Source organism: Thalassobius sp. Cn5-15, assembly GCF_022347685.1.
Classification (GTDB): Bacteria; Pseudomonadota; Alphaproteobacteria; order Rhodobacterales; family Rhodobacteraceae; genus Thalassobius.
On record NZ_JAKRGF010000003.1, the window covers coordinates 141,736 to 156,547 of the forward strand.

The following is a 14,812-nucleotide window of genomic DNA, read 5'->3' on the forward strand; positions in this document are numbered from 1 at the left end:
TGATGCGCCCAGCCTACATCCTGACCGCGAATCTGCACACTGCGTCATTCGCCCGAAGGCGCGCGGGCAGTGCAGACAAGGCAAAAACGCAGTCTGATCACAAAAATACGACAAAGAGAGCGTTAGCGCCACCAGTCAATAGATACAGGGTTTTTTGGTACAAAAACCCAGTGAGACCCTGCCCGCTGCATCGCAGCACCCTTGCGCGAAAGGCCGGAAACGACTACCCCATCTCCGATTTCAAAACGGACCGGAGAGAATTTCCATGGCCAGACCCAAGATTGCCCTCATCGGCGCAGGCAACATCGGTGGCACCCTTGCCCACCTCGCAGCTCTGAAAGAACTGGGCGACGTTGTCCTGTTCGACATCGCAGAAGGCCTGCCCGAAGGCAAAGCCCTCGACATCGCGGAATCGGGCCCCTCGGAAGGGTTTGACGCAGCAATGTCCGGCACCCAGTCCTACGAGGACATCGCTGGCGCCGACGTCTGCATCGTGACCGCAGGTGTGGCACGTAAACCGGGCATGTCGCGCGACGACCTGCTGGGCATCAACCTGAAAGTGATGAAGTCGGTTGGCGAAGGCATCGCAGCCCACGCGCCCGACGCATTCGTGATCTGCATCACCAACCCGCTGGACGCGATGGTTTGGGCTCTGCAGAAATTCTCGGGTCTGCCCGCGAACAAAGTCTGCGGCATGGCTGGCGTTCTGGACTCCGCCCGTTTCCGTCACTTCCTTGCCGAAGAGTTCAACGTCTCCATGCGGGACGTCACTGCCTTCGTTCTGGGCGGCCACGGCGACACCATGGTTCCGTCGGTTCGCTATTCGACCGTTGCCGGCATCCCCCTGCCCGACCTGATCGAAATGGGTTGGACCACGCAGGAAAAACTGGACGCCATGGTGCAGCGTACCCGTGACGGTGGCGCCGAAATCGTTGGCCTGCTGAAAACCGGCTCCGCTTACTACGCACCGGCCACAAGCGCCATCGAAATGGCCGAAGCCTACCTGAAAGATCAGAAACGCGTTCTGCCCTGCGCCGCCTACTGTGACGGTGAGATCGGTGTGAAAGACATGTATGTGGGCGTGCCCACCGTGATCGGCGCTGGTGGCATCGAGAAAGTTGTCGACATCAAGCTGAACAAAGAAGAGCAAGTGATGTTCGACAAATCGGTAGACGCCGTTAAAGGTCTGGTCGACGCCTGTAAAGAGATTGACCCCTCGCTGGCCTAAGCCAGATAGAGCGCGCATTGAAGGCCCGCCATTGGCGGGCCTTTTTTATTGCGCGACCATGCGAAGACAGACAAAACAGAAAAGGTCGCCCGTTAGCGCTCAAAAGTCGCTTCACGCACCCCAAAGGCAATGAGTCGTCGGATCCATAGCCCACCCAAGAATGAGCGGCACCACAAGTCGACGGCTGTTATCACGACTTTTGATTTGTGATCACAGCCCTGAAATGCGTGATCACAAACTTCGGAAAAACAGCGCAAAACCGCCCCTGCGCATAAAAATTGCTTAAAGAACTGTCAGCCCTGTGCGTATATCTGCGTAATCGTAGCAAGACGGGACAGTTTCATGAACATTCATGAGTATCAGGCGAAGGCTCTGCTTCGCGAATACGGCGCCCCGGTTTCTGATGGACGTGTTGTCCTGAAGGCCGAGGATGCAAAAACCGCAGCTGGTGAGCTGGACGGCCCTCTGTGGGTTGTTAAAGCTCAGATCCACGCAGGTGGTCGCGGCAAAGGCACCTTCAAGGAAGCAGACGCTGGCGAAAAAGGCGGTGTCCGCCTGGCCAAGTCGGTGGAAGAAGCCGCTGAAGAAGCAAAGAAAATGCTGGGCCGCACTCTGGTCACACACCAGACCGGCGCCGCAGGCAAGCAGGTTAACCGCATCTACATCGAAGATGGTTCGGACATCGAGCGTGAGCTGTATCTGGCTCTGCTGGTAGACCGCCAGACCTCGCGTATTTCCTTCGTCTGCTCGACCGAAGGCGGCATGGACATTGAAGAGGTTGCGGAAGCGACCCCTGAGAAAATCCTGTCCTTCTCCGTAGACCCGGCCACCGGCTACCAGCCCTACCACGGCCGTCGCATCGCATTCGCTCTGGGCCTGGAAGGCACTGCGGTGAAACAGTGCGTCAAACTGATGAGCCAGCTGTATCAAGCCTTCGTTGAGAAGGACATGGAGATGCTGGAAATCAACCCGCTGATCGTCATGCCTGGCAACGAGCTGAAGGTTCTGGACGCAAAACTGGGCTTTGACGGCAACGCAGTTTACCGCCACGCCGACGTTGCAGCCCTGCGTGACGAAACCGAAGAAGATCCCAAAGAGCTGGAAGCGTCGAAATACGACCTGAACTACATCGCTCTGGACGGTGAAATCGGCTGCATGGTGAACGGTGCTGGTCTGGCGATGGCCACCATGGACATCATCAAACTCTACGGTGCAGAACCTGCAAACTTCCTCGACGTTGGCGGCGGCGCCACCAAAGAGAAAGTGACTGAGGCGTTCAAGATCATCACTTCTGACCCCAACGTCAAAGGCATTCTGGTCAATATTTTCGGCGGCATCATGCGCTGTGATGTGATCGCAGAAGGCGTTGTTGCGGCTGTGAAAGAAGTGGGCCTTGAGGTTCCGCTGGTTGTCCGTCTGGAAGGCACCAATGTCGAAAAAGGCAAAGAGATCATCAACACCTCTGGCCTGAACGTCATTGCAGCCGACAACCTGTCGGACGGCGCTGAGAAGATCGTTAAAGCGGTGAAAGGTTAAGACCAATGGCTATTCTCGTAGATGAAAACACCAAGGTCATCTGTCAGGGCTTCACCGGCTCGCAGGGCACCTTCCACTCGGAACAGGCGATTGCCTATGGCACCAAAATGGTCGGCGGTGTAACCCCCGGCAAAGGTGGCAACGAACATCTGGGCCTGCCCGTGTTCAACTCCGTACACGAAGCCAAAGCCAAGACCGAAGCAAACGCATCGGTGATCTATGTTCCCCCGCCCTTCGCGGCCGACTCGATCCTCGAAGCGATCGACGCGGAAATGGAACTGATCGTCTGCATCACCGAAGGCATCCCGGTGCTGGACATGATGCGCGTGAAACGTGCGCTGGAAGACAGCACCAGCCGTCTGATCGGTCCGAACTGTCCCGGCCTGATCACCCCCGGCGCCTGTAAGATCGGCATCATGCCCGGCCACATCCACAACCGTGGTTCGGTTGGCGTTGTGTCCCGCTCCGGCACCCTGACCTATGAGGCTGTGAAACAGACCTCCGACATCGGTCTGGGCCAGTCGACCGCCGTTGGTATCGGTGGCGACCCGATCAAAGGCACCGAGCACATCGACGTACTGGACATGTTCCTGGACGATGATGAGACCACCTCGATCATCATGATCGGCGAAATCGGTGGTTCTGCGGAAGAAGAAGCAGCCGAGTTCCTGAAGGAACAGAAGAAAAAAGGCCGCTGGAAACCGACCGCAGGCTTCATCGCTGGCCGCACGGCGCCTCCGGGCCGCCGCATGGGTCACGCAGGCGCAATCGTTGCCGGCGGCAAAGGTGGTGCAGAAGACAAGATCGAAGCAATGAAGTCGGCTGGCATCGTTGTTGCAGATAGCCCTGCAACCCTGGGTGAAGCCGTGCAGAAAGCTATCGAGCTCGGCTGATAAAAAGTTGAATTGGGGCGGGGTTGTTAACATCCCGCCCTTATTGTCACTTTACGATGAGACACCTGCGAAGCATCGCGGCAGGGACCGGTAAACCGTATCACTCGGGTCCCTCTCCTGTTGCTTCAGGTCGGACACAAGGAATGCAAAAATGAACGATCAAAGCCCGAACGACCTCTTCCATGCTTCCAGCTTTATGCAGGGGCATAATGCTGAGTATCTGGAACAAATGTACGCCCGTTACGCCGCGGACCCCAATGCGGTGGACGAGGTCTGGCAGGAATTTTTCCGCCAGCTGGGCGATGCAGAACTGGACGTCAAGGCAGAGGCCGCTGGCCCTTCCTGGGCCCGCAATGACTGGCCGCCAGTCCCCAACGATGATCTGACCGCCGCACTGGACGGTCAATGGCCCGCCCCCGCGCCCGAAGAGGCGAAAGGCGCTGGCAAGAAGATCAAAGAAAAAGCAGCCGAAAAAGGCGTTGAGGTCACTGACGAGGCGATCAAACGCGCTGTCTTGGATTCGATCCGTGCGCTGATGATCATCCGCGCCTACCGGATCCGTGGTCACCTGATTGCTGACATCGACCCGCTGAAAATGCGCGACCAGACCCCGCATCCGGAACTGGATTATAAATCCTACGGGTTCACCGATGCCGATCTGGACCGCCCGATCTTCATCGACAACGTACTGGGTCTGCAGATCGCATCCCTGCGTCAGATCATGGAAATCGTAAAGCGCACCTATTGCGGCACGTTCGCGCTGCAGTACATGCACATCTCTAACCCCGAAGAGGCGTCATGGCTGAAAGAGCGCATCGAAGGGTACAACAAAGAGATCACCTTCACCCGTGAGGGCCGCAAAGCGATCCTGAACAAACTGGTTGAAGCCGAGGGTTTTGAGAAGTTCCTGCATGTGAAATACATGGGCACCAAACGGTTTGGTCTGGACGGCGGCGAAGCGCTGATCCCCGCGATGGAACAGATCATCAAGCGCGGCGGCAACTTGGGCGTCAAAGATATCGTGATCGGCATGCCCCACCGTGGCCGCCTGAACATCCTTGCCAACGTGATGAGCAAACCCTACCGCGCCATCTTCAACGAATTTCAGGGCGGCAGCTTTAAACCTGAGGATGTCGATGGCTCCGGTGATGTGAAATACCACCTTGGTGCCTCTTCGGACCGTGAATTTGACGGCAACAGCGTGCACCTTTCGCTGACCGCGAACCCCTCGCACCTCGAAGCGGTGAACCCGGTTGTTCTGGGCAAGGCACGCGCCAAAACCGACCAGATGAACGACACAGACCGCACCTCGGTCATTCCGATCCTGCTGCACGGTGATGCTGCATTCGCAGGTCAGGGTGTCGTGGCTGAATGTTTCGCCCTGTCAGGTCTGCGCGGTCACAAAACCGGCGGCACGATCCACATCGTGGTGAACAACCAGATCGGTTTCACCACTGCGCCGCACTTCTCGCGCTCTTCGCCCTACCCCACCGACAACGCACTGGTGGTTGAGGCGCCGATCTTCCACGTGAACGGCGACGATCCCGAGGCTGTGGTTCACGCCGCCAAGGTCGCGACCGAATTCCGTCAGAAGTTCCGCAAAGACGTGGTTATCGACATTTTCTGCTACCGCCGGTTTGGTCACAACGAAGGCGATGAGCCGATGTTCACCAACCCGCTGATGTATAAAACCATCAAGAAGCATAAGACCACACTGCAGCTTTACACCGATCGTCTGGTCAAAGATGGCCTGATCCCCGAGGGCGAGATCGAGGATATGAAAGCCTCGTTCCAAGCCTATCTGAACGAAGAGTTCGAGATCGGCAAAGAGTATAAGCCAAACAAGGCCGACTGGCTGGACGGCCGCTGGTCCCATCTGGACAAACAGGATGCCGATTATGACCGTGGTCAAACTGCGATCAAACCGGAAACCCTGTCTGAGGTCGGCACCGCACTGAGCCGCCTGCCCGAAGGGTTTCCCGCGCACAAAACCGTTGCCCGTATTCTGGACGCCAAGTCCAAAATGCTGGAAACTGGCAAAGGGTTCGACTGGGCCACTGCAGAGGCATTGGCGTTCGGCTCTCTTCTGACCGAAGGCTACCCTGTGCGACTGTCTGGTCAGGACGCCACCCGCGGCACCTTCTCTCAGCGCCACTCTGGCATTGTGAACCAGGAAACCGAGGAACGTTTCTACCCGCTGAACCACATCCGCGAAGGTCAACCCCGCTACGAGGTGATCGACTCAGCCCTGTCCGAATATGCGGTTCTAGGTTTTGAATACGGCTACTCACTGGCAGAACCGAACGCGCTGACCATGTGGGAAGCACAGTTCGGTGACTTCGCCAACGGTGCGCAGATAATGTTCGACCAGTTCATCTCTTCGGGTGAATCGAAATGGCTGCGTATGTCCGGCCTCGTCTGCATGCTGCCGCACGGGTTTGAGGGTCAGGGTCCTGAACACTCGTCAGGTCGTCTGGAACGCTTCCTGCAGATGTGCGGTGGTGACAACTGGATCGTTGCAAACTGCACCACCCCTGCAAACTACTTCCATATTCTGCGCCGTCAGCTGCACCGGACCTTCCGTAAACCGCTGATCCTTATGACGCCGAAGTCGCTTCTGCGTCACAAACTCTGCATCTCGGAAGCTGAGGATTTCACCACTGGGTCTTCCTTCCACCGCGTACTGTGGGATGATGCGCAGAAAGGTAACTCCGACACCAATCTGGTGGCGGATGAGAAGATCAAGCGCGTCGTCATGTGTTCCGGCAAAGTCTACTTCGACCTTCTGGAAGAGCGTGACGCCCGTGGCATTGACGATGTCTACCTGATGCGAGTGGAACAGTACTACCCGTTCCCCGCTATGTCCCTGACAAAGGAACTGGAACGCTTCAAGGACGCGGAAATGGTCTGGTGTCAGGAAGAGCCCAAAAACCAGGGCGCATGGTCCTTCATCGAACCCAACATCGAATGGTGCCTGACCCGCATCAAAGCAAAACACACCCGCCCGACCTACGCCGGTCGTGCCGCTTCGGCGTCGCCCGCAACAGGTCTGGCCAGCCAGCACAAAGCACAACAAGCCGCGCTCGTAAACGAAGCGCTGACCATCGAAGGGAAATAACCCATGACGACTGAAGTTCGCGTCCCCACACTGGGCGAATCCGTGACCGAAGCCACCGTCGCCACCTGGTTCAAACAGCCGGGCGATGCGGTCGCTGCCGACGAAATGCTCTGCGAGCTGGAAACCGACAAAGTGACCGTTGAGGTGCCCAGCCCCGCCGCTGGCACGCTGGCAGAAATTGTCGCCGCCGAAGGCGAAACCGTAGGTGTTGACGCTCTGCTCGCCAACATCACCGAAGGTGGCGCTGCAGCGGCTCCAGCCCCTGCCGCCGCAGCCGCACCTGCCGCAGCCCCCGCAGGCGATGCGCAATCCATCGACGTGATGGTGCCGTCGCTGGGTGAATCGGTGTCCGAAGCAACCGTTTCCACTTGGTTCAAACAGGTTGGCGACACTGTTGCAGCGGATGAGATGCTGTGTGAATTGGAAACCGATAAAGTGTCGGTTGAGGTGCCTGCACCTGCCGCTGGCGTTCTCGCCGAAATCGTCGCGCCCGAAGGCACCACCGTGGACGCCACCGCCAAACTGGCCGTGATCTCTGCCGGAGCTGGCGCCGCCGTAGCCGCAGCCCCCGCTGCTACCCCCGCCCCCGCTGCTGCCCCCGCAGCCGGTGGTAAGGACATTAAAGATGGCCCCGCCGCTGAAAAAGCTATGGCAGAGGCAGGTATTGCCCGCGACGCAGTGACCGGCACAGGCCGTGATGGTCGCGCCACCAAAGCCGACGTGGCCCGCGCCGCAGCCGCTGCAGCAGCAGCCCCTGCCGCAACGCCCGCACCGGCCGCCATGCCGCGCGGTCCGGTCAGCGCCGACGATGCATCGCGTGAAGAGCGCGTAAAAATGACCAAGATGCGTCAGACCATCGCACGCCGCCTGAAAGACAGCCAAAACACCGCCGCCATGCTGACCACGTATAACGAGGTGGACATGACCGAGGTGATGGCGCTGCGCAACCAGTACAAAGGCGACTTCGAGAAGAAGCACGGCGTGCGTCTGGGCTTCATGTCCTTCTTCACCAAAGCCTGTGTGCACGCGCTGAAAGAAGTGCCTGAGGTGAACGCCGAAATCGACGGCACCGACATCGTTTACAAAAACTACGTCCACATGGGCGTAGCCGCCGGCACCCCGCAGGGTCTGGTTGTTCCGGTGATCCGTGACGCCGATGCCATGTCCTTTGCGGAGATTGAGAAAGCGATTTCGGAAAAAGGCCGCCGCGCCCGTGATGGCAAACTGTCGATGGCAGAAATGCAGGGCGGCACCTTCACCATCTCCAACGGTGGTGTCTACGGCTCGCTGATGTCCTCGCCGATCCTGAACCCCCCGCAGTCCGGCATTCTGGGCATGCACAAAATTCAGGACCGTCCGATGGCGATCAACGGTCAGGTTGTGATCCGTCCGATGATGTATCTGGCCCTGTCCTACGACCACCGTATCGTTGACGGCAAAGGCGCCGTGACCTTCCTGGTGCGCGTCAAAGAAGCACTGGAAGATCCCCGCCGCCTGCTGATGGATCTGTAAGATCGCTTGCTGCGCCAGCCCCTGCGGTTGGCGCAGCCTTTCGCCTGTAACGAGGACGCGATGTCCGGCCCTACCCCTCTGCCAGAAACGATCGCTCTCACCTCCTGCATGCGCAATGAGGGGCTCTTTGTGCTGGAATGGATCGCGTACCATCAGACCCTTGGGTTTGATGGGGTGGTGATCGTAACCAACGACTGCACCGATGGCTCCGACACCCTGCTGGACCTGCTGGCCGACCACGGTGTTGTGACCCACATCCGCCAGACCCTCTCCGAAGGGGATATTCCTCAGGATCAGGGCATGGACCTTGCCCTTGCCCATCTGCGCGAAATCAAAACCACATGGTGCCTGCACATAGACAGCGATGAATTCCTGCTGATCGAAGCAGGCGAGGGCCACCTGACCGACCTGATGCAGAATGTTTCAGACGCCGACTGCGTGCCGATCATCTGGCGCAATTTCGGCGACAGCGGCCTGACGGATTGGACCGCCGGTGATAGCGTCCTCAACGCCTTCACTCAGGCCGAGGCTGCGTCAGAACCGGGCCAAAGCAAATCCAAATGCCTGTTCCGCGTCGCCAGCTTCAACGCCGCCACCGATCACAATCCGCTGGACCCCACTGTGACCAACCCCTCGGTCAAATCCGCTGATGGCGCCGCAATGGCCAACGCCCCGCTGTTCAAACGCGCCAAGGTCTCGCGCTTCCGCCCCTATGGCCTGCCGTGCAAAGCAAAGACCGCCCGCATCAACCACTACGCGGTGAAATCACAGGACCTGTTCCTAATGAAAAACGACCGCGGCGACGGGCAAGGCAAACGCACGGATGACAAATACCACCTCGGCTCCCGCTGGCATGCACAGGCAAACCGCAATGACGTCACCGACCGCGCCATCCTGCGCCACTGGCCCGCAACCACAGCACGGCTGGCCGACTTACGCGCTCTGCCCGGCGTTGCCGCTGCTGAACAGCACTGCCAGAACTGGTTTACCAAACGCCGCGCTGCCATCCTAACCGATGCACAGCGCCAGACCTGGACCAAGGGAGCCATGACCGCATGACTTCACTGTTCCACAAATATCTTCGGGGGACGGCCCGCATGGACCGGGGGGCAGACCGCCCCCGCCCCGCCCGCAACACAAACATACATCTAGAACAAGAGACCTGACGGAGACACCTCATGGCACAATATGACGTCATCGTAATCGGCGCCGGCCCCGGCGGCTATGTAGCAGCGATCCGCTGCGCCCAGCTGGGCCTGAAAACCGCCTGCATAGAAGGCCGCGACACTTTGGGCGGCACCTGCCTGAACGTGGGCTGCATCCCCTCGAAGGCGCTGCTGCACGCCAGCCACAACCTGCATGAAGCAGAACACAACTTTGCCAAAATGGGCCTGAAGGGCAAATCCCCCTCGGTCGATTGGGACCAGATGAAATCCTACAAAAGCGAAGTTGTCGAAGGCAACACTAAGGGCATCGAGTTTCTGTTCAAAAAGAACAAGATCGACTGGCTGAAAGGCTGGGGTTCAATCCCCGAAGCGGGCAAAGTGAAGGTCGGCGATGAGGTCCATGAGGCCAAGAACATCATCGTTGCCTCTGGCTCGGAACCCTCCTCGATCCCAGGTGTTGAGATTGACGAAAAACTGGTCGTCTCCTCCACCGGTGCGCTGGATCTGCCGAAGATTCCGAAGAAAATGGTTGTTATCGGCGCCGGTGTGATCGGTCTGGAACTGGGCTCGGTCTACCAGCGTCTGGGCACCGAGGTGACGGTTGTTGAATTCCTCGACAAAATCACCCCCGGCATGGATGGCGACATCCAGAAGAACTTCCAGAAGATGCTGAAAAAGCAGGGCCTGAATTTCATCATGGGTGCGGCCGTGCAAAAGGTGGAAACCACCAAGTCCAAAGCCAAAGTGACCTACCAGCTGCGCAAAGATCAGTCCGAGGCAACGCTGGACGCCGATGTGGTTCTGGTGGCAACAGGCCGCAAGCCCTACACCGACGGTCTGGGTCTGGAAACACTGGGCGTTGAAATGTCGCCGCGCGGTCAGATCAAAACCAACAGCCACTGGGAAACCAACGTCAAAGGCATCTATGCCATCGGTGACGCCATCGACGGCCCGATGCTGGCCCACAAAGCCGAAGACGAAGGCATGGCCGCCGCTGAATGCATCGCCGGCAAACATGGCCACGTAAACTACGACGTGATCCCGGGCGTGATCTACACCACCCCAGAGGTCGCCAGCGTCGGCAAAACCGAAGAGCAGCTGAAAGAAGAAGGCCGCGCCTACAAGGTTGGCAAGTTCCCCTTCATGGGCAACGCCCGCGCCAAGGCCGTGCATCAGGGTGACGGCTTCGTCAAACTGCTGGTCGATGCAGAAACCGACCGCATCCTTGGCTGTCACATCATCGGCCCAGCTGCAGGTGATCTGATCCACGAGATCTGCGTTGGCATGGAATTCGGCGCTTCCGCCGAAGACATCGCGCTGACCTGCCACGCCCACCCGACCTTCTCTGAGGCGGTCCGTGAGGCAGCGCTGGCCTGCGGTGACGGCGCCATCCACGCCTAAAACATTCCCCTCCCGGCCCATGCGTCGGGAGGGGGTCTTTGACGAATGACGCGCTCCGCCAAATCCCTATTTCGCTACACCACTATTGTCTGCGCTGGCCTGACACTCGGCTATGCTTTGATGGGCCAATTCAGCCCCTCTGCGTTGGAGCGCCACGCCCACCGCGCCTTCGACCGGTTCGCAGCTATCTGCCTTTCTGCCATAGAAACGCCCCCACCCGCCGCCTTTCCCACTGGCGATGAGTTGGGCCTGACAGCGGTTGCCAGCGGTGCCGAAAGCAAGCGGTGGCTGGACACAGACAGCAACGGCATCCTGTCCGTGACCAAACACCGCTGCGGGTTAGAGTTCTATCAGGACACGGCCACCCGCCTGATCGACGCCGTGGACATCCTATAAACCCGCACCGCAGATTTTCTGGCCGAACACGCGCCAGACCTCAGCATTGACCCAAAGGCCAAATTGAACCCCTACGACCGCTTCGTCGCGTGGACAAATTGGCAAACGACCCGCGGTGGCGACCCCAAACGCTGGGGCGCGACCTTGCTGGCTGGGGAGCATACGGTCGGCGAACCGTTCGTAATGCTATCGGTGACATTGCCACGAGAGTGAGGGTTAAGGGCAGGAAGCCCCGAGACAAAATGTGGGAGAGCCGACAGATCACTGACGAACGTTTGATTATGGCCCTGTCGATCTGAATGGCGGTTGGGTTCAGACGAGTCAGGCCCACATAGGGGATACACGGCTGGATCGCTGCCTTCACAGGCGCTCACCACATAGATTGCACCGCGCGGTCGGGCCAGTCACGGTCATAGGCGTCACCATCGATGTCACCTTCGGTCATGGCGGTCAGGATGGTGCCGATGGTGGGCACCTCGCCGCTTTCGTCACCAGCGGTCCACAGGCGGGACCGCATAACGGCACGGGCGCATTGCACATAGACCTCTTCGATGCGGATCACGGCGACGGATCGGGGCAGTTTGCCCTTCTTTTCAAACCGCGCGCGCAGGCTGTCATCAAAGGTTACCCGGGCCTGACCGTTGACGCGCACCACATTGGCAGATCCCGGCACCATGAACATCAACGCGATACGCGGATCGCGCACAATGTTGCGCAGGGTGTCGATACGGTTGTTACCGTGCCAATCGGGCAGCGCCAGCGTACGGTCATCCAGGTCCAGCACAACCGGTCCATCGTCACCGCGCGGGCTGCCATCGGCGCCCTCGGGCCCAAGGGTGGAGACAACGCAAAACCGCGATGCCATAATCCAGCGGCGATATTCTGGCGTCAGACGCTTGGCGACTTTGGTAATCGGGGCACCTTTGGCGGTGCCATAGACCGCCTCCAACTCAGCTGTGTCTTTGACCCATTCCATTTTCCCGTCCCCTATCTGGTCGATGTCACCAGACGGCTATCACACCTCATAACCCGCTTCACGCATAAGGGCATTGGACCGGGTTTCTACGGTCTCTTCCAATTGCGCCATGAAATCACTTTTCTCCATATCGGGCGCCAGACGCGGCAGGAACTCCACCACCGCGACACCGGCCTGACGGGACACCCCGCGCTTGGGCCAGAAGACACCGATGTTGGTTGCCACGGGCACGACGTCCTGACCGGTTTCGCGGGCCAGAACATAGGTGCCGACCTTATAGGGCAGCTTTTCGCCCGGGGCGACACGGGTGCCTTGGGAATAGATCACCAGTTGACCGGGTTCTGCTGCGCCGCTTTCTACATCCTCGACCATCTGCTTGATCGCCGCGCCGCGCTTGCCGCGTTTGACCGGCACACAGCCAATACGCGCGCCATATTGACCGATAATCGGCATAAAGAGGACTTCCCGCTTCATGATGAACTTGCCCGCTGGAACGGCACTGAAAATCAGCAGGACGTCAAAGAAGGACATGTGCTTGGCAGCCAGAATGACCTCATCGGTGGGCGGCTCGCCGCGCACCTCACTTTTGAGGCCCAGCATCCAACCAGCGGTCCAGACGACCCAGTTCGCATAGCTCTTGCAGGCCAGTCGCGCGCCCCAGCGGCTGACCAGCGCCAGCGGAAAAAACACGATGCCGATCAGCAACATCATCACATACATCTGGACATTGAACACCAGACTGCGCAGCCAGCGCCAAGCGTAAGCCATTATGGCATCTCCTTCAATTTACGGTGCGCCGCCGATCGTGTGGCCGCCAACGCCACCGCGCCGCCCAGAACCGGAATGCCCAGCGGCCACAGCCAATGGGCGCCCTGAAAACCAAGGCCGGTCAGGAAGCCAGAGGTGGTTTCCGCCTCTGGCAATAGCCAGACCGCTGCGGTGCCGCCAAACGCGCCAATGGCCGCGCCGACGAAACCGCGATAGGTAAAGCGGCGCACGAAGGCCCCGGCGATGTAACTGTCCTGCGCGCCCACCAATCGCAGCACCTTGATCACCTGCGCATTGGCCGACAGGGCGGCAGACGCGGCCAGCGTGATCATTGCCGCCATTGCGCCACCAATCAGCAAGAACGCTGCCCAGCCCAGCAGGCGGATGCGCCCTGCCGCCGCGACCAACGGTTTGCGCCAGCGGGTGTGATCATCCAGCACAGCGCCCGGCACCTCGGCCGCCAAACGCAGACGCAGCCCCGTGCTGTCATATCCAGCGGAGGTTTCATTCACCTCGATGAGCTGCGGGATCGGCAGATCCTCGACCGGCAGGTCGGGACCGAAGAAAGGCTCTAGCAGTGCCTTTTGTTCATCGGCTGTCAGCGCACGGGCGCTGGCAACACCGGGGGTGGTTTCCAGCACTTTCAGTGCGGCGGCAATTTGCACCTGCATTTGATCCTCTGGCGCCGAAATACGCAATGTGGAGGATCGCGCCAGCTCATGCGACCAGCGATCCGCCAAGCGGCCCGACGCCAGCGTCAGCGCCATCGCAAACACCGCCAGAAATGCCATCGCAGCGGCGCTGAAGGTGGTGAGTGTCGCGGTAAATCCGGTGGGCGGCACCACACGGTCGGCCTGTGTGTCCGGGATAAACAGCGCGGTGAGACTTTTCAACTGTTTCATAGGTCCGCCCCTGCCAACTGTACCCGGCGATTGGCGATCCGCAACACACGGGCCTGCACCTGCCCCTTGGCGGCACGGATCAGGTTCATATCATGGGTGGCGACCATCACGGTCTTGCCCATGCGGTTCAGTTCAACCAGTAGGCGCAGCAGACGCTGAGACATCTCCCAGTCGATGTTGCCAGTGGGCTCATCGGCGAGGATCACGTCAGGCGACATAATCACCGCCCGCGCCAGCGCTGCCCGCTGGCGTTCACCACCCGACAGTTCCGGCGGCAGCGCCTCAGCACGAGATTTCAGCCCAACCCAGGCCATCAGTTCCTTGAGATTGGCCAGCTCATCGATGTTGTCGCGGCCAGACACGTTAAGCGGCAGCGCGATATTTTCCGAAATGGGCAGGTGATCCAGAAACTGACAGTCCTGATGCACCACGCCAATGCGGCGGCGCATCATCGCCATTTCGTCACGGTCCAGTGACCGCACATCGCGATCAAACAGCCGCGCCTGACCGGCGGTGGGCACCAACGCGCCGTAGCACAGCTTCATGAAGGTGGTTTTGCCCGCACCCGACGGCCCCGTCAGAAAATGAAACGATCCCGGCGACAGTTGCAGCGAAATCTCACTCAGGAGTTCACCACCCCCATAGCTGTAGGCCACATTGTCTAAATCAATCACCGGCTACTCCTGTTCTGGCGCGTTCTGCTGCATCTTTTACTGCACGAGGCGCTGCGCAGATGCAATGCGCCATCAGCCTTAGAACGCTGCAGACAGCCCCTCAATAACGCACCAATGCCGCTTTTCCGCCTATAGCCATCCGCGTAAGGGGGAAAACCGTCAAGCTTTGGCCTTTTACAAAGTGGGTTTCCCTCATATAGTTGCGTCAATGAATAGTGTTAACGAACGTTAACCAAACCAAG

At 59.2% G+C, this 14,812-nt stretch carries 12 protein-coding genes; 8 read left to right on the forward strand and 4 right to left on the reverse strand.

What is annotated here, in order from left to right; genetic code table 11:
- Positions 1 to 265 precede the first annotated feature (265 nt).
- From mdh to MHM86_RS08860, 8 genes are all read left to right on the forward strand, one after another.
- The gene (mdh, locus tag MHM86_RS08825; RefSeq protein WP_058317210.1) at positions 266 to 1,228 is read left to right on the forward strand and encodes a malate dehydrogenase; all 963 of its coding nucleotides are present in this window, start codon (positions 266 to 268) and stop codon (positions 1,226 to 1,228) included.
- Between the two features lie 342 nt (positions 1,229 to 1,570).
- Complete coding sequence (gene sucC / locus MHM86_RS08830; RefSeq protein WP_239198051.1) at positions 1,571 to 2,764, forward strand: ADP-forming succinate--CoA ligase subunit beta; 1,194 nt, start codon at positions 1,571 to 1,573, stop codon at positions 2,762 to 2,764.
- 5 nt (positions 2,765 to 2,769) lie between these two features.
- Positions 2,770 to 3,657, forward strand: a complete 888-nt coding sequence (sucD, locus tag MHM86_RS08835; protein ID WP_058317207.1) for a succinate--CoA ligase subunit alpha — start codon at positions 2,770 to 2,772, stop codon at positions 3,655 to 3,657.
- A gap of 151 nt (positions 3,658 to 3,808) precedes the next feature.
- Positions 3,809 to 6,775, forward strand: coding sequence for a 2-oxoglutarate dehydrogenase E1 component (locus MHM86_RS08840; RefSeq protein ID WP_239198053.1), 2,967 nt, complete (start codon positions 3,809 to 3,811; stop codon positions 6,773 to 6,775).
- Positions 6,776 to 6,778: 3 nt separating this feature from the next.
- The gene (odhB, locus tag MHM86_RS08845; RefSeq protein WP_239198055.1) at positions 6,779 to 8,287 is read left to right on the forward strand and encodes a 2-oxoglutarate dehydrogenase complex dihydrolipoyllysine-residue succinyltransferase; all 1,509 of its coding nucleotides are present in this window, start codon (positions 6,779 to 6,781) and stop codon (positions 8,285 to 8,287) included.
- 6 nt (positions 8,288 to 8,293) lie between these two features.
- On the forward strand, positions 8,294 to 9,346 hold the full coding sequence (locus tag MHM86_RS08850) for a glycosyltransferase family 2 protein (protein ID WP_239198057.1): 1,053 nt from the start codon (positions 8,294 to 8,296) through the stop codon (positions 9,344 to 9,346).
- A gap of 119 nt (positions 9,347 to 9,465) precedes the next feature.
- Complete coding sequence (lpdA, locus tag MHM86_RS08855) at positions 9,466 to 10,854, forward strand: dihydrolipoyl dehydrogenase (RefSeq protein ID WP_239198059.1); 1,389 nt, start codon at positions 9,466 to 9,468, stop codon at positions 10,852 to 10,854.
- Positions 10,855 to 10,899: 45 nt separating this feature from the next.
- Positions 10,900 to 11,250, forward strand: a complete 351-nt coding sequence (locus MHM86_RS08860) for a hypothetical protein (protein WP_239198061.1) — start codon at positions 10,900 to 10,902, stop codon at positions 11,248 to 11,250.
- A 370-nt stretch (positions 11,251 to 11,620) separates the two neighbouring features.
- Here the strand turns inward: MHM86_RS08860 and MHM86_RS08865 are convergent, their stop codons facing one another.
- Genes MHM86_RS08865 through MHM86_RS08880 form a run of 4 tightly spaced genes read right to left on the reverse strand, consistent with a single transcriptional unit; the run spans position 11,621 to position 14,570 of the window.
- Positions 11,621 to 12,226, reverse strand: coding sequence for a pyridoxamine 5'-phosphate oxidase family protein (locus MHM86_RS08865; protein ID WP_239198063.1), 606 nt, complete (start codon positions 12,224 to 12,226; stop codon positions 11,621 to 11,623).
- Between the two features lie 39 nt (positions 12,227 to 12,265).
- The gene (locus MHM86_RS08870) at positions 12,266 to 12,994 is read right to left on the reverse strand and encodes a 1-acyl-sn-glycerol-3-phosphate acyltransferase (protein WP_239198065.1); all 729 of its coding nucleotides are present in this window, start codon (positions 12,992 to 12,994) and stop codon (positions 12,266 to 12,268) included.
- Positions 12,994 to 13,896, reverse strand: coding sequence for an ABC transporter permease (locus tag MHM86_RS08875; RefSeq protein ID WP_239198067.1), 903 nt, complete (start codon positions 13,894 to 13,896; stop codon positions 12,994 to 12,996). Before MHM86_RS08875 ends, MHM86_RS08870 begins: the two co-directional genes overlap by 1 nt.
- Positions 13,893 to 14,570: an ATP-binding cassette domain-containing protein gene (locus MHM86_RS08880; RefSeq protein WP_239198069.1), complete on the reverse strand. Its 678-nt coding sequence runs from the start codon at positions 14,568 to 14,570 to the stop codon at positions 13,893 to 13,895. The genes MHM86_RS08875 and MHM86_RS08880 overlap by 4 nt, the downstream gene beginning before the upstream one ends.
- Positions 14,571 to 14,812: the final 242 nt, after the last annotated feature.